The sequence below is a fragment of the Microbacterium sp. BDGP8 genome, from assembly GCF_029991045.1.
GTDB lineage: Bacteria > Actinomycetota > Actinomycetes > Actinomycetales > Microbacteriaceae > Microbacterium > Microbacterium plantarum.
The window spans coordinates 3,199,694-3,216,723 of record NZ_CP120712.1; the positions used below are offsets into that span (position 1 = coordinate 3,199,694).

Consider the following 17,030-nt stretch of genomic DNA (forward strand, 5'->3'; position numbering starts at 1 on the left):
CCGCACCGGGGTGTCACGCCAGATTCAGAGCATCCGGGCACGGGTGGGAGGATCGGCGGATGACGTCGTCGTTCGAGATCGTGACCCGCGCCGCGGTGCCCGCGGAGGCGCTGTTCGACGCATCGCGTGACATCGGGGCCCACGTCGCCTCGATGCGCGGCACCGGCGAGCGCGCGGTCGATGGGGTGACGAGCGGCCTGATCGGCCTGGGCGAGACGGTGACGTGGCGCGCGTGGCACTTCGGCATCCCGTTCCGGATGACGTCGCGGGTCACCGCGCTCGACCGTCCGCACCGCTTCGTCGACGAGCAGATCGCCGGCCCGTTCCGCCTCTTCCGGCACGAGCACCTCTACGTCGAGCGCGACGGGATGACGGTCATGACCGACCGGGTCACCCTCGCGTCGCCCGTCCTCGGCCGACTCGCCGAACGCCTCGTGCTGGTGCCCTATCTGCGCCGGCTCCTCACCCGGCGGGCCGAGCATCTCGCGACGACGCTGTCCGGCTGACCCGGGGCTCTGCGCACCCGCGTCGCGCGCGTGCCCCGTCGCAAGGGATCCTGACCGACACCCCGCCGCCACGGCATCCGGATCCGGGTGTCGCCGGCGGGGTCTTGCATCCGCGCACAGGCGCCGGGGGCGTGGGGTGGGATGCTGGTCGCATGAGCCTGTCGCACCGCGATGAGTGGAACGCCGGCCCGCGAGGCTTCCGTCGATTCGAGAGAACCGTGCGCGTGGGATCGGGGGATGCCGCGTGGCGGCAGGCCCGGGCCGACCTCCTGGCTTGGCGCGTCAAGACCCGCAGCGGATTCCGGGTGGTGCCCGACGTTCCTGCCGTGGTCGGCGGGCGGCACTGGCTCGAGGTCGGATACGGGCCTCTCACACTCCGCGAGCCGGTCGAGGTCGTCGCATTCGTCGACGAGCCGGATCGAGTCGGGTACGTCTACCTCGCGCTGCCCGGCCACCCGCTCGAAGGCGAGGAGACGTTCCTCATCACCCGGCGCGGCGACGAGGTGCTCTTCACGCTGCGATCACTCTCGCGGCCGGCGCCGACCTGGTTCTGGCGGCTCGCTTATCCGGCGGTCCGCGTCGTGCAGGTGATCGTGCGAACGCGCTACCTCAGCGCCTTGAGCCGAGGCGGCCGTACCGGGCGTTAGCGAGCCGCGGCCGCGACGATCCGCTCGATCGACTCCTCCTCGCCGATCGAGATGCGCACTCCGTCGCCGGCGAACGCTCGCACGATCAGTCCGGCCGCATCGAAAGCCTCGGCGATCTCGAGGGCTCGCTCGCCCACGGGCAGCCACACGAAGTTGCCCTGCGCGACCGGGATGTCCCACCCCGCCTCGCGCAACCGGTCGGCGAGCGCATCGCGTCGCACGGCGATGTGGCGCACCCGCTCGAGCAGCTCGTCCTCGGCGTCGAGGCTCGCGAGCGCGGCTTCCTCAGCCTGGGCCGTGACCGAGAGCGGGATGCCGGTGCTGCGCGCCGCATCGAGGATGCGGTGGTCGCCGATGGCGTACCCGACGCGCAGTCCGGCAAGACCGTATGCCTTCGAGAACGTGCGCAGGACCACCACGTTGGCGTGGCCCGCGGCGAGCACGGCAGCGCCGGTCACGGCATCCGGATCGGTCACGAACTCGGCGTAGGCCTCGTCGAGGACGATGAGGACGTCGGAGCGGACGCGCGCCACGAACGCATCGAACGCCGCCTGGCTCACGACGGGACCGGTGGGGTTGTTGGGGCTGCAGACGATGATCATCCGCGTGCGGTCGGTGACGGCATCCGCCATCGCGTCGAGATCGTGCCCGGCGTCGGCGGTCAGCGGCACCGCGACGGCGGTTGCCCCGGCGACGGCGGCGAGCCCGGGATAGGCCTCGAACGATCGCCAGGCGAACATGATCTCGTCGCCCGGGCCGCTCGTCGCCGAAGCGAGCTGGTAGAGGATCGACACCGAACCGGCGGCGACGTGCACGCCGTCGGGCGCGACCGCGTAGCGATCCGCGAGCCGCGCGCGCAACCGGCCCGCCGAGGCGTCGGGGTAGCGGTTGAAGGTCGTCGCCGCGCGCACGGCCTCGACGACGCCGGGCAGCGGGTCGAACGGGTTCTCGTTGCTCGACAGCTTGAAGGCGTCGGCGGAGGCCTGACGGCCCTGGCGGTATGCGGGCAGCGCCGCGATCTCGGGTCGGATGCGCACGGGCAGGTCGGTCACGATGCGAGTCTACGGATGCCGCCACCTCCGCCGGATGACGGATCGGAGGCCCCGTGGGAGACTGTCGGCACTATGAGCCTCATCATCCGCCTGATCGTCAACGCCTTCGCGGTCTGGATCGTGACGCTGATCCCGGCGCTGGAGGTGTCGGTCGTGGCGTTCCCGCCGGGCGGCGACCTGCAGCTCGTCCTCACGCTGCTGCTGATCGCGCTCATCTTCGGACTCGTCAACGCGATCGTCGGCACCGTGTTGAAGGTGCTGGCGTTCCCGCTGTACATCCTCACCCTCGGGTTGATCTCGTTCATCATCAACGGCTTCCTGCTGTGGCTCACCGGCTGGGTCACCTCGGGCTGGGACTGGGGCCTGCGCATCGGCGGCTTCTGGCTCGCGGTGCTCGCGGCCATCGTCATCGCGCTGATCAACTGGGTCGCCGGCATCCTGTTCCGTCCTCGTCGCGACCGCGACCGCGACCGCCGCTGACGCCCGCACGAGCGCACGCACGCGCCATCAGTCGGGCCTCCGCACGCGGTAGGTCGTGACCTCGGCGGACTCGTCGCCCCCGAAGGCCGCGATGCGCTCCTGGACGTCATCGACGCGGGGATCGCCCGAGGCGTCGGCGAGGGCGGCGGTGTCGCCGTAGGCGTCGATCGAGTGAGCGCCGAGCGCGACGTCCGCCATGCCGGGCGGCGGATCGGCGACCCGTTCGACGACGATGCTGCCCGCCGCGCCGGCACGATCGGGGTGGCCGCCCGACTGCAGGGCCGGGACGAGATCGTCGGTGTGCCGCACCGTGACCTGCAGCGTGGCGTCGCCGGGATCCGCCTGCACGGGAGAGCCGAAGGTCACGTTGCCGACGACGCGGAAAGGTCCGCCGACGCTGAGCCGTGACGTGATCGCGCCGCCCTGCGAGTACCCGACGGCGAGCACGGCGTCTCCCGGCCGTGCGCCGGCTGCGCGGAGGGCGCTGACGACCGATTCATACGACGCCGAGCTGCGGCCCGCGTAGAGCTGCACGTTCGATGACATGTCGAAGGGCTCGCGGCCGCCGAACCCGAGCGGCGATCGGGTCCCCGCGACGTAGACGGCGAAGCGGCGCTCACTTCCGTCACCTCCGTAGCGCTCGACACGGATCTGGTCGCCTTCTCGGGGCATGCGAGCAGCGAGAGCAGCGAGCGTGGTCGGAGCCGCCCCCGCCACGGGCGCCGCTGATCGCGTGACCTCGACGAGCGGCGGCGACGCGTTCCCGCCCCGGTCGGGCGTCGCACGCCCCAGGCCCAGGGCGCCGAGCGCCGTCAACGCGAGGCCGCTGCCCGCGACGGCGGCCCCGCCCAGCAGCCCGAGCGGCACGACAGCGCCGCCGATCTGGCGCTGGAGCTCACCGTGCCGCAGCAGCGGCCACGTCGCCAGTAGCAGGTCGGCGCGTGCGGCCGCCCCGGACGAACGCTCGCGCGCCTCGTCGATGCGCCGGTCGAGCGAATCCGTCACCCGCCGGTCACCGCCGGCAGCGGCCCGACGCGCCGCCTCGAGCTCGACGATGTCATAGACGTCTGCGGCATCCCGCAGTTTTCCGGCGAGGGCGGATGCCTCGGCCGAGAGCTCGTCGAGGAGTCGTGCGAGGTCGGCGCCGAGCGCCGCCGCGGGCCACGCGGTCGCCTCGTGCGCGGTGAGCTCGCGTGTCGTGGACTCGAAGGCGCGGCACAGTCCACCGCAGCCCGTCGACAGACTCACGAGCACGGCGGCCGCCATCCGGAGCCGCTCCGTGTCGACCGCGATGACCCCGCCATCGCGGATGTCGAGGGAGTCATCGCTCACGGGCCACCCATCACGAGGCGAGCCTGCACATGGCGCAGTTCGTCGTCGAGGCGTTCGATTCGAGCGGAGGCGTCATCCGTTCGCGCGCGCCAGTCGGCGAGGCGGTCACGGTAGCCGCGGGCCGCGCGGGCGCGCCAGGCGGTGTCGTGGTCGAGATCCGCCGCGCCGCGACGGATCACGTCGAGCTCGTCGCGCAGAGCGGGAAGCCGTGCCCGCAACGACGCGATCATCTCGAGGGTCCGCGCTGCGGCGGACTCGCGTCCGAGACCGGAGGAGAGGACGAGAGGCGAGGTCATCCCGCCACGATGCCCGCCCGCGCGGACGCGGCATCCTCATTCGACGCCACCGGGGACGAGCGCGTGCGCCGATACGTCTGTGCAGGAAAGGCTCGATCCTCCAGAATGGGACGGTGACCCGACGCGCCGAGCCCTTCCGCGTCATGTTCGTCTGCACGGGGAACATCTGCCGCTCCCCCATGGCCGACGTGGTCTTCCGCTGGTTCATCGACCAGTCCGGGCTCGGCGACCGCGTCGTGTCGGCGAGCTCGGGAACGGGCGACTGGCACGTCGGCGAGCCCGCCGACGGACGCACGCTCGAGGCGCTCGAACGCCGCGGCTACGACGGGCGGGGGCATCGGGCCCGTCGCTTCACGCTGACGGATTTCGATCGCTCCGACCTGATCGTCGCGCTCGACCGGTCGCACGAGCGCGTGCTGTCGAACTGGGCGCGCACGACGGCCGACACCGACAAGCTCGGGTTGCTGATGTCGTTCGACGCGCAAGCGGGAGGCGATCTGGACGTCCCCGACCCCTACTACGGCGACGCCGGAATGTTCGACGAGGTGCTCGCTATGATCGAGAGCGCGAGCCGGGCGCTCTTCCGGCAGCTCGAACCCGCGATCCGCACCACGTCCTGAGCGCCCGTTCACACTGAATGGAGCCTCGTGACCTCTCTGCCCCCGCAGCCCCTGAGCCCGCTCGACGGCCGGTATGCCGCCGCCGTCGGATCCCTCGCCGACTACCTCTCGGAAGCCGGTCTCAACCGCGCCCGCGTCGAGGTGGAGGTCGAGTGGATCATCGCCCTCACCGACCGGAGCCTGTTCGGCAGCTCACCGCTCTCTGATGAGCAGAAAACCCAGCTCCGTGGGCTCTACCGCGACTTCGGTCAGGCCGAGATCGACTGGCTCGCCGCCAAGGAGGCCGTCACCCGCCATGACGTGAAGGCCGTCGAGTACCTCGTCCGCGACCGGCTGTCGACGCTCGGCCTCGACGCGATCGCCGAGCTGACGCACTTCGCGTGCACGAGCGAGGACATCAACTCGGCCTCCTACGCCCTCACCGTCAAGCGCGCCGTCGAGAACGTCTGGCTGCCGAAGCTGCATGCCGTCATCGACGCACTGGGCGACCTCGCCCGCGAGCACCGCGACGCCCCGATGCTCTCGCGTACGCACGGCCAGCCCGCCACCCCCTCGACGATGGGCAAGGAGATCGCCGTGTTCGCGTGGCGCCTCGCCCGCGTCGCGAAGCAGATCGAGGGCGGCGAGTACCTCGCGAAGTTCTCGGGCGCGACCGGCACCTGGTCCGCGCACCTCGCGGCCGAGCCCGACGTCGACTGGCCCGAGCTCTCGCGCTCGTTCATCGAGGGACTGGGCATCGACTTCAACGTCCTGACCACCCAGATCGAGTCGCACGACTGGCAGGTCGAGCTCTACGACCGGGTGCGGCACGCCGGCGGCATCCTGCACAACCTCGCCACGGACGTCTGGACCTACATCTCGCTCGGCTTCTTCGCGCAGATCCCCGTCGCCGGCGCGACCGGGTCGTCGACGATGCCGCACAAGATCAACCCCATCCGGTTCGAGAACGCCGAGGCGAACCTCGAGATCTCCGGCGGTCTGTTCTCGACGCTCGCGCAGACGCTCGTCACGAGCCGGATGCAGCGCGACCTGACCGACTCGACGACGCAGCGCAACATCGGCGTCGCCTTCGGCCACTCGCTGCTCGCCCTCGACAACCTGCAGCGCGGGCTCACCGAGATCTCGCTGTCGCGCGACGTGCTGCTCGCCGATCTCGACGCCAACTGGGAGGTGCTGGCCGAGGCGATCCAGACCGTCGTCCGCGCCGAGATCGCCGCCGGTCGCTCGCGGATCACCGACCCGTACGCGCTCCTCAAGGACCTGACCCGCGGTCGCCGCGTCGGCGGACCGGAGCTCGCCGAGTTCGTGCGCGGCCTCGACATCGGCGATGCCGCCAAGGAGCGCCTGCTCGCCCTGACCCCCGCCGGCTACGCCGGCCTCGCCGACGACCTGGTCTCACGCCTCGGTTGACGCCGAAAACGCACCGCCCCGCCGAGAACGCTCGGGGGGCGGTGCGTTTTCGTGTGAACGGTACGCGCTCGGCGGCTGAATCAGCGCCGGGGCGACGAGCCGGACGCCGAGTCGTCGGGGGTCTCCGACTCGTCGGGGTACAGCACGGGGCGGTCGACGCGCTTGCTCACCTGAGCAGGATCGACGGCGAGCATCAGCAGCGCGATGATCACGAGCGTCGCGATGAAGGCGATCCCCGCCACGATCAGGGCGACGACCACGGCACGCTCGACGGACTCGCGCGGGAGCGCCTGGAACGCGCCCATCGACACGAGGGTGATGACACCCGAGAAGATCGCCGCGACGAACGCGAGGCCCAGCAGCTGGACCGGACGCATGATCTCGCGGCGGGTGGGGTGTTCGCCGCTCACGATGCGACCTCCGGATCGGACGAGGGGGATGACGGGACGGATGCCGCGGGCGCGAGCTCCTCGCGCCGCGGCGAGAAGCCGGCGATTCCGAGGAAGACCGCCACGATCGCGGCGTAGCCGCCGAACAGCCCGACGCCGATGGTGATGCCGGTGAGCGTGAAGGCGCCGGCCTCCTCGATGACGTAATCGAGGCGGTAGGCCGGGTTGACCAGCAGCAGGCCGACCACCAGCAGGAGGGTGATCGCGCCGATGAGCACCTCGTCGCGCGCGGCCGGAGCTCCGGAGCGGCGACCGCGGATGCCGCCGATCAGCTCTATGGCCCCCGTGATCGCGGCCCACGAGATGACGATGACGAAGAAGCCGGTCGTCGTCCGCAACGGCGGGATGCCGGCGACGATCGCGGCGACGAGGGTGACCGCCCCGAGGGCGATCGGCAGCGCACGGCGGCCCGCGTGGCGCGTCAGCCACGCTCCGACGAAGAAGACGATCGCCGTCGCGGTGGCGAACCCGCCGAACACCGACATGCCCACGGCGGCGGAGTGATCGGGCGAGAACGTGATCATGACGGCGGCGACGGCCGCGAAAAGGGCGCGCGCGAGCTGGACATGCCGCACCTCGAAGGTGCGGGCGGCGGATGCTGCAGACACGGCGGACTCTCGCGTTTCAGAACGGGATGCCCCCGATTCTACGCGTCCGCCCCGAGAGAGCGCCCGTCAGCGGCATCCCGTCGGGAATCCTGCCGGCCGCCCCGGCGTTTGTCCTGCGCATGAAGGCACTGACGTACAACGAGTTCGGCGGCAACGACCGCTTCGAGATCACCGATCGGGAGATGCCCCACATCGGACCCGACACCCTCGTGGTGCGCGTGGTGGCCGCGGGCCTGAACCCCGTCGACTACAAGGTGCGTGAGGGATACCTCCAGGGCCTGCTCGACGTTCAGCTGCCGGCGGTGCCGGGCTGGGATGTCGCGGGCGTCGTGGAGAAGGTGGGACTGGACACTCCCGAGTTCCAGGTCGGCGACCCGGTGCTGGCCTACGCGCGCGCCGATGTCGTGAGCGGCGGATCGGTCGCCGAATACATGGCTGTTCCCGTGCGCACCGCCACGCGCAAGCCGGAGGGTCTCGAGTTCACCGCGGCCGCCGCGATCCCCCTCACCGGCCTGACCGCGCTGCAGGCGATCGAGCGGTCGGCCGTCGGCGAGGGGTCGACCGTGCTCATCCACGGCGCGGCCGGCGGCGTGGGCTCGTTCGGCGTGCAGCTCGCGCGCCTGCGCGGCGCGCGCGTGATCGGCACCGCGTCGGAGCGCAACCACGACTACCTCCGCGAGCTCGGCGCCGAGCCCGTGGTCTACGGCGACGGCCTCGCCGACCGGGTGCGCGAGATCGCTCCCGAGGGCGTCGACGTCGTGCTCGATTTCGCCGGCGGAAGCTCGCTCGACTCCACGAACGACCTGCTGCGCGAGGGCGGCGTCGTCACCTCGATCGCCGACCCGCGCGCGGCATCCGAGTTCGGCGGCAACTACATCTGGGTGCGCCCGGATGCCTCCCAGCTCGCCGAGCTCGCGCGTCTTGCGGCCGACGGCTCGCTGCGGGTCGAGGTCGCCGAGACCTTCCCGCTCGACGACGCCGCGGCGGCGTACGCGCGTCTGGAAGAGGGGCACACCCGCGGCAAGATCGTCGTCACGGTCTGACGGGCGTGGATGTCGGAGGCGGGCGCGATCCTGGAGTCGTGCCCGCCTCCTCGATATCCGAGATGCCGTTTCCGTGCCGCGTCTGCGGCGGGCGCGTGGGCGAGATCAGCACCGCGACGGACCACTGGATCTGCGGGCGCTGCGGGTGGCGACTCGGCGACGCTTTCGATGCCGACCTGCCCCGCCCGGTCGTGGCCGTCGTCTACTACCTGCGATTCGGCGCCCGCGTGAAGATCGGTACGAGCGAGCGGCCACGGCAGCGGCTCGCCGCCATCCGACATGACGAGCTCCTCGCATTCGAGCGCGGCGGTCGGCCCCTCGAACAGCAGCGACACCGCGAGTTCGCGGCACTGCGAGAGGGCGGCGAGTGGTTCACGCTCACCGGTCCGTTGACCGCGCACATCGAGACGCTGCGGGCAGCGGCATCCGAGCCGTGGCTGGCCTACGACCGCTGGCTCGGCGACGCCTACCGACGGGCGTCGTCGTGAGGCGACGTCCGCCGCCGCGTCATCCTCCGGTGAGGAACTCGATCGCGGTCTGACGGAACACCCGCGAGCCGGGCGCATTGAAGTGATGCCGATCGGGGATCTCGACGAAGCGTCCCTGCGGGGTGGCGGCGGCGAGGGCCTTCGATCCCTCGATGATCGCGTCACGAGAACCTGTGGCGAACAGCACGGGCTGCTCCGGCGCGTTGGCGGGGTCGGGGTCCACCGTGCCCGAGGCGCGCATCCCGCCGGCGATCGCGAGCAGCGCGCGCAGGTCGTTGCCGGGAACGCGCTCGGTGAGCCGCACGTAGTTCTGCGTGACCGGATCGGTCACCTCGGTACCGTTCTCGACGAGCGCTCGCACCTGATCGATGTCGAGGCGGGCGAGCGGGATGCCGTCGGGCACGCCGCCCAGCACGCCGCGGGTGATGCGCGCGGAGAAGTCCTGCAGCACCTCCCAGCCCACGCGCGCTCCCAGGGAGTACCCGACGTACATCGCCGTGTCGACGAGGTAGGTGTCGAGCACCGCCTCGACGTCGGAGGCGAGCTGGTGCAGGTCGTAGTCGGCGGCACGATGCGGCTTGTCGCTTGCACCGTGTCCTCGCTGATCGAGGCCGAGGACGCGGAAGCCGGCGCGCTGCAAGTCGCGCACCCAACCGGTCGAGACCCAGTTGTCCTTCGTGTTCGACGCGAAGCCGTGCACGACGACCACCGTCGGAAGGTCGTCCTCTCCCCACGAGTAGGTGGCGATGCGGTGGCCGTCCTCGCCCACGAGGACGAATCGCGGTTCGGGCAGCTCGGTCAGACCGGAGGACGCGGGGATGCTCACGGTTCCATTCTCCTGCTCAGCGGAGGCCTGCTCGGCGGAGGCGGTCACTTCTTCGCGGGGTCGTGGCCCCAGTTCATGAGCGAGTAGCGCCAGGCGGTCTCGGTGATGTCGCCCGAGGGGCGCTGTGCGAGGTGTCGGTTGACGTAGCCGACGACTTTGCGCATGTGCTTCAGGTCAGATTCGGTGAGGTCGTCCTTTTTGGTGCGCAGGAGGTCGACGATGCGCCGGCCCGACTGGTGGCCCGTCGATTCACCGCCGCCGTCCTTCTGACCGACCTCCTTCGACTCGTCGGTGTCGAGCCATTTCTCGAGCTCGGCGGGGCTCATGTTCACGGCGTCGCGGAAGTCGTGCCGCGTCTGGTCGTCGTCGTCGCTCATGGTGCGATGGTGCCCGCGGCGTCTGCCCGGCCGCATCCTCTTGACAGCACGATGAGTCAGCGCGTTTATGCCGCCTTTTCGTGGTTTTTGTCGTCGGCAGGTTGGGCGTTTCCTGCACAGTCCGCGTCCTCAGCGACTTATCCACAATCGAACAAATGTTCATCGAGGATGTCGGAAGGTGCTGACATCATGGGAACATGACATCGAACGGCGGTCGGGGGCTCGCGGGTGATGGCACCGCAGTTGCGTCGCCGCACGCCGAGGCGTTCTCCGTGTTCGCGGAAGCGCTCGACCAGTTCCATGCGGCTGATGTTTCGCGGGTTCGTGCGTTGGCGGAGCTGGGCCGGTCGGCGTTGCGTGAGGCGCACCGTGACGGAGTTCGTGGGATGGCGTCGGACATGGAGCTGCGGTCGGTCGCGGCCGAGGCCGCCGGGATGGCGCGACTCACCGACCGCAGGTTGCAGGGTGAGATCGACCACGCGATGACGGTCATCGACGACTACCCGGCCGTGTTCGAGGCGTGGGCCCAGCGGCGGATCGAACGCGGACACGTCGATGTCGTCGTGCGCGTCGGCGCGAGGCTTCCGGATGAGGTGCGGGATTCGTTCGCGGAAGCGGCGATCGCGGTTTGTGAGCGGGATGTGCCGTCGCGGGTACGGGGTGCGTTGGAGGCTTTGGCGGCCCGGCTGCACCCGCAGAACTTCACCGAGCGACACAAGACCGCGGTCGCGGAACGGTGCGTGCGGGTGTTCCACGGAACAGACGGGATGTCGAACCTCGTCGCCAACCTTCCGACCGTCATCGCCGCGGGGATGCTCGACCGGCTCACGCAGATGGGACAGTCGGTGAAGGACGCGCGGGTTGAGGGCGCCGGGGCGGAGGGCGCCGGGGCGGGCGGGGCGGATGCCGCGGAGAGCTCGGCGGCGGATGCCGCGGGGGCCGGCGAGCCTGCCGATACGCGGACCATGGATCAGCTGCGGGCCGACATCCTGGGCGACCTCGTGCTCGGCGGGGCGCCGGTGGTCGACCCGACCTACGGGGCCGACCGAGCTGGTGGGCTCGGCGCGATCCGAGCACGTGTGCAGGTCGCCGTCACCGCGGAGACGTTGATAGGCAAGGACGAGAACCCCGCCGAAGCCGTCGGGGGTGCGCTGATCGATGCTGATACGGCGCGCGAGCTCGCCGGGCAGGTCAGCGAGTGGGACCGGTTGTTCATCGACCCGGTCACCCGCACCCCGGTCGAGATCGACACCTACCGACCCACCGCGGCGATGAAGAAGCTCCTGATGGCGCGGGATCAGCACTGCCGGTTCCCGGGATGCCGCCGGGCCGCGATCCGCTGCGAGCTCGACCACACGATCGACTACGCCCTGGGTGGGCACACCCACATCTTCAACCTCGCCCACCTCTGCCAACGACACCACTCCATGAAGCAATTCACGAAATGGGAAGTCCGACAGCTCGGCGGAGGCGTTCTCGAATGGACCTCACCCCTCGGCCGGGTGTATCGCGAAGACGTTCCCATACCGGCCGTCTGCTTCACCATCGACACGGGTGGACCACCGGAGAGACCACCCTTCTGACAGCGCGGCCGTCTCGCGTGGGTCTCATATCCGGCGCATAGGTCTATCCAACGATACGGATGGGCTGGCGGGCGATGCTCGGTGCACAACCGACCGAGGAGTCAGACGTGAGCCGCATCCCCGAACCCGATCACACGCCTGCGGGACCGGCCTACGAGGGCCGCCTGCTCGACCGCGCCGACGACGAGGTCGTCGATCAGGGCGCCCCGTTCGACATCCGCACGCTGATGACCCGGCGTTCCATGCTGAGCCTCGCCGGCCTCGGCTTGGGCGCCGCGGCTCTCGCGGCCTGCACTCCCACGGCGACGGCCTCGCCCGCCGCATCACCCACGGCGACACCGACCGCGACACCCACCGCAACACCGTCCGCGACAGCCGTCGCGAACTCGGGCCTGCCCGCCGGCGAGATCCCTGACGAGACCGCCGGCCCCTACCCCGGCGACGGCTCGAACGGGCCTGACGTCCTCGAGCGCTCCGGCATCGTCCGCAGCGACATCCGATCGTCCCTGGAGGGCGGCGCGACCGCGGACGGCGTGCCGATGACCCTCCGGCTCACGATCCTCGACACCGCCCGAGGTGATGTGCCGTTCGCCGGGGCCGCCGTCTACGTGTGGCATTGCGACGCCGACGGCGGGTACTCGATGTACTCGAACGGGATCGAGAACGAGACCTACCTGCGAGGGGTGCAGGTCTCCGACGCGTCCGGCGTCGTCACCTTCACCTCGATCATTCCCGCCTGCTACACGGGCCGGTGGCCGCACATCCACTTCGAGGTCTACCCGGACGCGGCGGCGATGACCGACGCCGCGAATGCCATCGCGACGTCACAGGTCGCCCTCCCCGGGGACGTCTGCAGCACCGTCTACGCGCTCCCCGCCTACAGCGGTTCCGCGCGCAATCTTGCGCAGGTCTCGCTCGCCTCCGACAACGTGTTCGGCGACGATGCAGGCGCCCTCCAGCTGGCCACCGTCACCGGCGACACGACATCCGGATACGTCGTCTCGCTCACCGCTCGAGTCGACACGACGACGACCCCCGCGGCGGGCGCCGCTCCGGGCGGGGTCTCACCCCGCCGACCCTGACCGTTGCGCGCCGCGGCCGCGCATGAGCCGGGGCACGACCGCGACCAGCACGACCATCGCGACGAGCTCGACGAGCGTCTGCGTGACCACTACGAGCGGAGTCAACGCGAATGACGCAGGCAGGGCGAGTGCGAGCGGCAGGACGACGAGAGAGTTGCGCGTCACAGTGCTGAAGACCACCGCCCGCCGGCGCGAGACATCGAGTCCGGCCAGACGGCCCGCGACAATCCCCACCATCACTGCGCACGGCACGAACGCGACGAAGATCGGCACGACGGGCGCCAGCGACACCATCGCATCCCCGACCGCGGCCGTCTGCGAGGCGACCGCGACGAATAGCGTCAGCATCATCACCGGCACCATGGCACGCAGCAGCCCGGACGACACCGACCCGACGCGCGGCGAACGGCGCGTTGCCGCCTGCGCGACGGCGGCGAGCGCAAGCGGAACGACGATGAGCAGAACGAACGCTTCGGCGAACGGGCGCGGATCGATGACTGCGACAGCCTCGCCCCCGGCCATCGCCCACACGTACGCGGGCAGAAGCAGCAGCTGCGTGATCATGAGCAGCGGCGTCGCCGCCAGCAGCCGCTCACGCGATCCTCCAGCGAGGCCCGCGAAGACGACGACGTAGTCCACGCAGGGTGTCAACAGCACCAGCAGCACGCCCAGCAGAAGCGCCGCGTCATGGGCGACGAACCGCGACAGCAGCCACACGACCACCGGGACCGCGACGAAGTTCGCGACCATCACGGCCCCGATGAACCGTGCGTCACGGACGGCCTCCCGCAGCCCGACGAGCGGGATCGAGAGGAACGTGAGGAACAGCAGGACGCCCAGCACGGGGGTGAGCGCCGGTTCGATCGCCTCAGCGAAGCGCGGCATCGCGAGCCCCACGACCCCGCCCACGACTAGCGCCACCAGGAACATCGCCGCTTGGTGCCGTTCGATCACCGCGAGCGCCCGCATCATGCCAGCATGCCGCACCGGAGGCCAGAAGCACCCCGGCAGCCGTCGCATGAGGTGGAATGGGAGAACCGCTACGGAAGGACAGCCACCATGCGCGGAGTCATCATGCACGCCCCCGGCGACGTCCGCGTCGAGGAACGCGACGACCCGACGATCGAGAAGCCCACGGATGCCGTCATCCGGGTGGCCGCGGCCTGCATCTGCGGCTCCGACCTGTGGCCCTATCGCGGCGAGGACCCCATCGAGCGTCCCATCCCGATGGGGCACGAGTACGTCGGCGTCGTCGAGCAGATCGGGGACGACGTCAGCGGGCTCTCGGTCGGCGACTTCGTCGTCGGCTCGTTCATCGCCTCGGACAACACGTGCGAGATCTGCCGCGACGGCTACCAGTCGCACTGCGTCGACCGCGTTCCCATGGGCCGCCTCGGCTCGCAGGCCGAGCGCCTGCGCGTGCCCCTCGCCGACGGCACCCTCGTCGTCGTCCCGGGCGAGCCCACCGACGACCAGATCCGCGGGCTGCTGGCGGCATCCGACGTGCTCGGCACCGGCTGGTTCGCCGCCGTCGCCGCTCAGGCCGGCCCCGGCAAGACCGTCGCGGTCGTCGGCGATGGCGCCGTCGGACTTCTCGGCATCCTGTCGGCCAAGCAGCTCGGGGCCGAGCGCATCATCGCGATGTCGCGTCACGCCGACCGCCAGGCCCTCGCCCGCCGCTTCGGCGCCACCGACATCGTCGAAGAGCGGGGCGCCGACGGCGTCGCGCGAGTCAAGGAGCTCACCGACGGCCTCGGCGCGCACTCCGTCATCGAGGCGGTCGGCACCCAGGAATCGATGATGCAGGCGATCCGCTCCACCCGCGCCGGCGGTCACGTCGGCTACGTCGGCGTCTCGCACGACGTCGAGCTGCCCGGCGCCGAGCTCTTCGGATCGGGCGTGCACCTGCACGGCGGCCCCGCCCCGGTGCGGCAGTACCTGCCCGAACTGATCGACCTCATCATGTCGGGGACGATCGACCCGGGTGCCGTGTTCGACCTGACCCTGCCCCTCGACGACGCCGCCGAAGGCTACCGGGCCATGGACGAGCGCCGCGCGACGAAGGTGCTGCTCACGCTCTGACCGGTACCGGGATGCACGGCATCCGATCCGACACGCCGTCGAGGATGCCGCTGGCACGGCGCGTCTGCCGCGATCCGTTGCATGCGGGACCGCGGCAGACCTGGCTCAGCGCCGCGTCGTGACCGCTCGCCGGCGCACCCGGGCGACGATGAGGAGCAGGCCGACGAGGCTCAGCCCTGCCGCGAGCGCCAGCGGCGCGGGCGAGACCTCACCACCGGATGCCGCGAGCGAGCCGGCCGCCCGGGCATCCGAGCTACCGCCCGGCGCCCCGGCCGGACCGGTGCCCGACGACCCTCCCGACGAGCCTCCCGGCGAACCCGTGTCGCCGGGGGTTCCCCCTCCTGGTTCTCCCGCACCCGGCTCACCCTCGCCGGGAGCCGCCGTGACGTCGGCGAGTCCACCGTGGGTGAGGCTCAGGTACGGCGCCGAGTGGATCGTCGTCATGGGCCCCTCCTCGGCCAGCAGCGCTGCGCGCTCGTCGGTCGGGAAGTGGTTCTGCGCGAGCTCGAAGTAGCTCATGCTGTGCGCCGTGAACCCCGCGTCACGCAGGTAATCGATCGTGCGCACGTTCGCGAGCTTCGCTGGGTCGCCCGTGTAGTAGGGGAAGGATGCCGGGTCGGCGACCCATCCCGTCGCGGCGTCCGCGGCATCCGCGAGCCCGCGCCCGTTCGCATTGACGTGATCGAGCACGTCCAGACCGTGCGCCGACAGCGTCTCGGCGACGAGGAAGAGCGGCAGCAGGGAGAAGTGCGTGTACCAGATGCCGTAATCGCCGACGCCGTTGTTCCGGTCGACCTCCTCCGGAAGGTGCCCGTTCTCGTCGATCTGGTGCTCGAGCAGCTCGACGGCGCGCGCGTTCGCAGCGGCGAGCTCCGCCTCGTCGTCAAGGTAGGCCGCGACGGCGGTCGTCGTCTCGAGGGCCCAGCTGCCCCAGTTGTTCGTCCGATGCAGGATCGACGCCGCGACCGGCGTCGCCGTCTCACGCAGGAAGCCGGCGAACACGGCCTCGGACGCCGCGCTCCACACCGACGTGCCGCGCAGCAGCTCCGCGGCGTGAACGAAGGCCGGGAAGTGGTAGCTGAAGGCGAGCGCGGAGTCCTCACGGGTGCGAACGCATTCGACCGTCGTGGTCCAGGAATCGATGAACTGCGCGGCGTGCGCGCCGTAGCGGGCATCACCCGACAGGCGATACGCCAATGCGAGCTCGTAGGCGGTGTTCGCGTCGTTCTGCAGCCCGTCCCGCGCCGCACGGTGCGCGGTCGGATCGTTGTAGAAGAACGGCACGAAGAAGGTCGTCGGAGGAGCAGGTGCTCGCTCGAGACCCGCGTCGGCGGCCGTGAGCAGACGCGCGTACGCAGACGTCTGCGGCTGCTCCCCCGCCGCGATGCGCGCCGACACCGCCTCGATGCGTGCGTCGCTGACGAGCACCTCGCCGCGACCCGCATCCGTCGCCGGTGCACCCGACCAGCCGACGCAGTCGGTCGGCACTGGCTCAGCGCGGTCGATGACGCCCGACAGCTGCACGGAGTCGACCGACATCCGGACGTCGCGATGCGCCGCGAGCGCGAACCCGCTGCCCGAGAAGGCGGCGTCAGTGACATCGATCAGCGTCGTCGCCTCGCCGACGTCGCCGAGGCCGACCCGAATCCGCTCGCCGTCGAGCGACGCCGTGACCGTGACCGGGCCGGACCCGGGGCGGGCATCGGTCTGCGCTGTGCCGAGCACGGCGACCTGCCCGTCGCCGGCGGCGCGGATGACCGCCAGCTCGCCGCTGTTGCGGACGAAAACGGTGTAACCGGACTGCGTGTAGTCATCGGCCGTGCCGGTGCGCCGCACCGTGAAGCCCGCCCACGCGCTGGCTCCCCCGCCCGCAGAGGCGAAGGTCACCGTCGCCGTCGCCTCCCCGTCGAGGCCGCGGCCGCTCAGCGCCAGGATCGACCCGCGTGACGCCCCCGGCTGCACGACTCTGGCGACGCCGTCCGCCGCCTCCCATGTTCCGGCTGCGGGCAGCCAGTCGGGAGTCAGCTCGTCGAACCCGTCCTCGATCGTCGCGGACGGGGCCGCAGCGGCGACCGCGGGCAGAGCCGGTATCGCGAGCGCGACGACTCCGATCACAGCGAGCGAGAATCTCCATCGATTCTTCATGTCG

General features: G+C 70.9%; 19 protein-coding genes. 10 read left to right on the forward strand and 9 right to left on the reverse strand.

Annotated features, from left to right (window positions below; translation table 11 throughout):
• Positions 1 to 59: 59 nt before the first annotated feature.
• Positions 60 to 506 carry an SRPBCC family protein gene (locus tag P6897_RS15445; protein ID WP_274179510.1) on the forward strand — a complete coding sequence of 149 codons (447 nt, stop codon included), beginning with the start codon at positions 60 to 62 and terminating at the stop codon, positions 504 to 506.
• Between the two features lie 152 nt (positions 507 to 658).
• A complete protein-coding gene (locus P6897_RS15450) occupies positions 659 to 1,153 on the forward strand; it encodes a DUF1990 domain-containing protein (RefSeq protein ID WP_112615267.1) in 495 nt (164 codons plus the stop codon).
• Here the strand turns inward: P6897_RS15450 and P6897_RS15455 are convergent.
• Positions 1,150 to 2,205 carry a histidinol-phosphate transaminase gene (locus P6897_RS15455; RefSeq protein WP_282501705.1) on the reverse strand — a complete coding sequence of 352 codons (1,056 nt, stop codon included), beginning with the start codon at positions 2,203 to 2,205 and terminating at the stop codon, positions 1,150 to 1,152. The two genes, P6897_RS15450 and P6897_RS15455, sit on opposite strands and share 4 nt — an antisense overlap.
• A gap of 72 nt (positions 2,206 to 2,277) precedes the next feature.
• On the opposite strand from P6897_RS15455, the gene P6897_RS15460 reads away from it, so the two are divergent.
• Entirely contained in the window at positions 2,278 to 2,685 is a 408-nt protein-coding gene (locus tag P6897_RS15460) for a phage holin family protein (RefSeq protein ID WP_274179512.1), read from the forward strand.
• A gap of 27 nt (positions 2,686 to 2,712) precedes the next feature.
• Here the strand turns inward: P6897_RS15460 and P6897_RS15465 are convergent, their stop codons facing one another.
• Together P6897_RS15465 and P6897_RS15470 are read right to left on the reverse strand one after the other, a co-directional pair.
• The gene (locus tag P6897_RS15465; protein WP_282501706.1) at positions 2,713 to 4,017 is read right to left on the reverse strand and encodes a hypothetical protein; all 1,305 of its coding nucleotides are present in this window, start codon (positions 4,015 to 4,017) and stop codon (positions 2,713 to 2,715) included.
• Complete coding sequence (locus P6897_RS15470) at positions 4,014 to 4,313, reverse strand: hypothetical protein (RefSeq protein ID WP_274179514.1); 300 nt, start codon at positions 4,311 to 4,313, stop codon at positions 4,014 to 4,016. Before P6897_RS15470 ends, P6897_RS15465 begins: the two co-directional genes overlap by 4 nt.
• Before the next feature lie 143 nt (positions 4,314 to 4,456).
• Here P6897_RS15470 and P6897_RS15475 point away from each other — a divergent pair, with 143 nt between their 5' ends.
• Positions 4,457 to 4,933 (forward strand): low molecular weight protein-tyrosine-phosphatase, encoded by a 477-nt coding sequence (locus P6897_RS15475; RefSeq protein ID WP_112616901.1) that lies wholly within the window; start codon positions 4,457 to 4,459, stop codon positions 4,931 to 4,933.
• A gap of 27 nt (positions 4,934 to 4,960) precedes the next feature.
• Positions 4,961 to 6,343: an adenylosuccinate lyase gene (gene purB / locus P6897_RS15480; protein WP_274179515.1), complete on the forward strand. Its 1,383-nt coding sequence runs from the start codon at positions 4,961 to 4,963 to the stop codon at positions 6,341 to 6,343.
• A gap of 80 nt (positions 6,344 to 6,423) precedes the next feature.
• Here purB and P6897_RS15485 read toward each other — a convergent pair whose 3' ends face one another.
• On the reverse strand, positions 6,424 to 6,753 hold the full coding sequence (locus P6897_RS15485) for an amino acid transporter (RefSeq protein ID WP_112615279.1): 330 nt from the start codon (positions 6,751 to 6,753) through the stop codon (positions 6,424 to 6,426).
• Positions 6,750 to 7,400, reverse strand: a complete 651-nt coding sequence (locus tag P6897_RS15490; protein ID WP_282501707.1) for an acyl-CoA synthetase — start codon at positions 7,398 to 7,400, stop codon at positions 6,750 to 6,752. The genes P6897_RS15485 and P6897_RS15490 overlap by 4 nt, the downstream gene beginning before the upstream one ends.
• A 119-nt stretch (positions 7,401 to 7,519) precedes the next feature.
• Between P6897_RS15490 and P6897_RS15495 the strand changes: the two genes are divergently transcribed.
• Positions 7,520 to 8,443 carry an NADP-dependent oxidoreductase gene (locus P6897_RS15495; RefSeq protein ID WP_282501708.1) on the forward strand — a complete coding sequence of 308 codons (924 nt, stop codon included), beginning with the start codon at positions 7,520 to 7,522 and terminating at the stop codon, positions 8,441 to 8,443.
• A gap of 95 nt (positions 8,444 to 8,538) precedes the next feature.
• A complete protein-coding gene (locus P6897_RS15500) occupies positions 8,539 to 8,931 on the forward strand; it encodes a GIY-YIG nuclease family protein (RefSeq protein ID WP_274179518.1) in 393 nt (130 codons plus the stop codon).
• Positions 8,932 to 8,950: 19 nt separating this feature from the next.
• Here P6897_RS15500 and P6897_RS15505 read toward each other — a convergent pair whose 3' ends face one another.
• The gene (locus P6897_RS15505; RefSeq protein WP_269268355.1) at positions 8,951 to 9,757 is read right to left on the reverse strand and encodes an alpha/beta fold hydrolase; all 807 of its coding nucleotides are present in this window, start codon (positions 9,755 to 9,757) and stop codon (positions 8,951 to 8,953) included.
• A gap of 44 nt (positions 9,758 to 9,801) precedes the next feature.
• Positions 9,802 to 10,134 carry a DUF3140 domain-containing protein gene (locus P6897_RS15510; protein ID WP_269268357.1) on the reverse strand — a complete coding sequence of 111 codons (333 nt, stop codon included), beginning with the start codon at positions 10,132 to 10,134 and terminating at the stop codon, positions 9,802 to 9,804.
• A gap of 197 nt (positions 10,135 to 10,331) precedes the next feature.
• Between P6897_RS15510 and P6897_RS15515 the strand changes: the two genes are divergently transcribed.
• Both P6897_RS15515 and P6897_RS15520 read left to right on the forward strand, forming a co-directional pair.
• Complete coding sequence (locus tag P6897_RS15515) at positions 10,332 to 11,717, forward strand: HNH endonuclease signature motif containing protein (RefSeq protein ID WP_282501709.1); 1,386 nt, start codon at positions 10,332 to 10,334, stop codon at positions 11,715 to 11,717.
• Between the two features lie 107 nt (positions 11,718 to 11,824).
• Positions 11,825 to 12,799 carry an intradiol ring-cleavage dioxygenase gene (locus P6897_RS15520; RefSeq protein ID WP_269268360.1) on the forward strand — a complete coding sequence of 325 codons (975 nt, stop codon included), beginning with the start codon at positions 11,825 to 11,827 and terminating at the stop codon, positions 12,797 to 12,799.
• Here the strand turns inward: P6897_RS15520 and P6897_RS15525 are convergent.
• Positions 12,782 to 13,771 carry a bile acid:sodium symporter gene (locus P6897_RS15525; RefSeq protein WP_274179196.1) on the reverse strand — a complete coding sequence of 330 codons (990 nt, stop codon included), beginning with the start codon at positions 13,769 to 13,771 and terminating at the stop codon, positions 12,782 to 12,784. The genes P6897_RS15520 and P6897_RS15525 overlap by 18 nt on opposite strands.
• Before the next feature lie 87 nt (positions 13,772 to 13,858).
• On the opposite strand from P6897_RS15525, the gene P6897_RS15530 reads away from it, so the two are divergent.
• Positions 13,859 to 14,881 (forward strand): zinc-dependent alcohol dehydrogenase family protein, encoded by a 1,023-nt coding sequence (locus P6897_RS15530; RefSeq protein ID WP_282501710.1) that lies wholly within the window; start codon positions 13,859 to 13,861, stop codon positions 14,879 to 14,881.
• 105 nt (positions 14,882 to 14,986) lie between these two features.
• On the opposite strand, the gene P6897_RS15535 is transcribed toward P6897_RS15530, so the two are convergent.
• Positions 14,987 to 17,026 (reverse strand): alginate lyase family protein, encoded by a 2,040-nt coding sequence (locus tag P6897_RS15535; protein WP_282501711.1) that lies wholly within the window; start codon positions 17,024 to 17,026, stop codon positions 14,987 to 14,989.
• Between the last annotated feature and the right edge of the window lie 4 nt (positions 17,027 to 17,030).

What these genes read in the sequence shown, in the direction of transcription:
- P6897_RS15445 (WP_274179510.1), top strand. Translation starts at nt 60, where the DNA reads ATGACGTCGTCGTTCGAGATCGTGACCCGCGCCGCGGTGCCCGCGGAG.
- P6897_RS15495 (WP_282501708.1), top strand. Translation starts at nt 7,520, where the DNA reads ATGAAGGCACTGACGTACAACGAGTTCGGCGGCAACGACCGCTTCGAG.
- P6897_RS15470 (WP_274179514.1), bottom strand. Translation starts at nt 4,313, where the DNA reads ATGACCTCGCCTCTCGTCCTCTCCTCCGGTCTCGGACGCGAGTCCGCC.
- P6897_RS15535 (WP_282501711.1), bottom strand. Translation starts at nt 17,026, where the DNA reads ATGAAGAATCGATGGAGATTCTCGCTCGCTGTGATCGGAGTCGTCGCG.
- P6897_RS15510 (WP_269268357.1), bottom strand. Translation starts at nt 10,134, where the DNA reads ATGAGCGACGACGACGACCAGACGCGGCACGACTTCCGCGACGCCGTG.
- P6897_RS15450 (WP_112615267.1), top strand. Translation starts at nt 659, where the DNA reads ATGAGCCTGTCGCACCGCGATGAGTGGAACGCCGGCCCGCGAGGCTTC.
- P6897_RS15525 (WP_274179196.1), bottom strand. Translation starts at nt 13,771, where the DNA reads ATGATGCGGGCGCTCGCGGTGATCGAACGGCACCAAGCGGCGATGTTC.
- P6897_RS15460 (WP_274179512.1), top strand. Translation starts at nt 2,278, where the DNA reads ATGAGCCTCATCATCCGCCTGATCGTCAACGCCTTCGCGGTCTGGATC.
- P6897_RS15515 (WP_282501709.1), top strand. Translation starts at nt 10,332, where the DNA reads ATGACATCGAACGGCGGTCGGGGGCTCGCGGGTGATGGCACCGCAGTT.
- P6897_RS15475 (WP_112616901.1), top strand. Translation starts at nt 4,457, where the DNA reads ATGTTCGTCTGCACGGGGAACATCTGCCGCTCCCCCATGGCCGACGTG.
- P6897_RS15530 (WP_282501710.1), top strand. Translation starts at nt 13,859, where the DNA reads ATGCGCGGAGTCATCATGCACGCCCCCGGCGACGTCCGCGTCGAGGAA.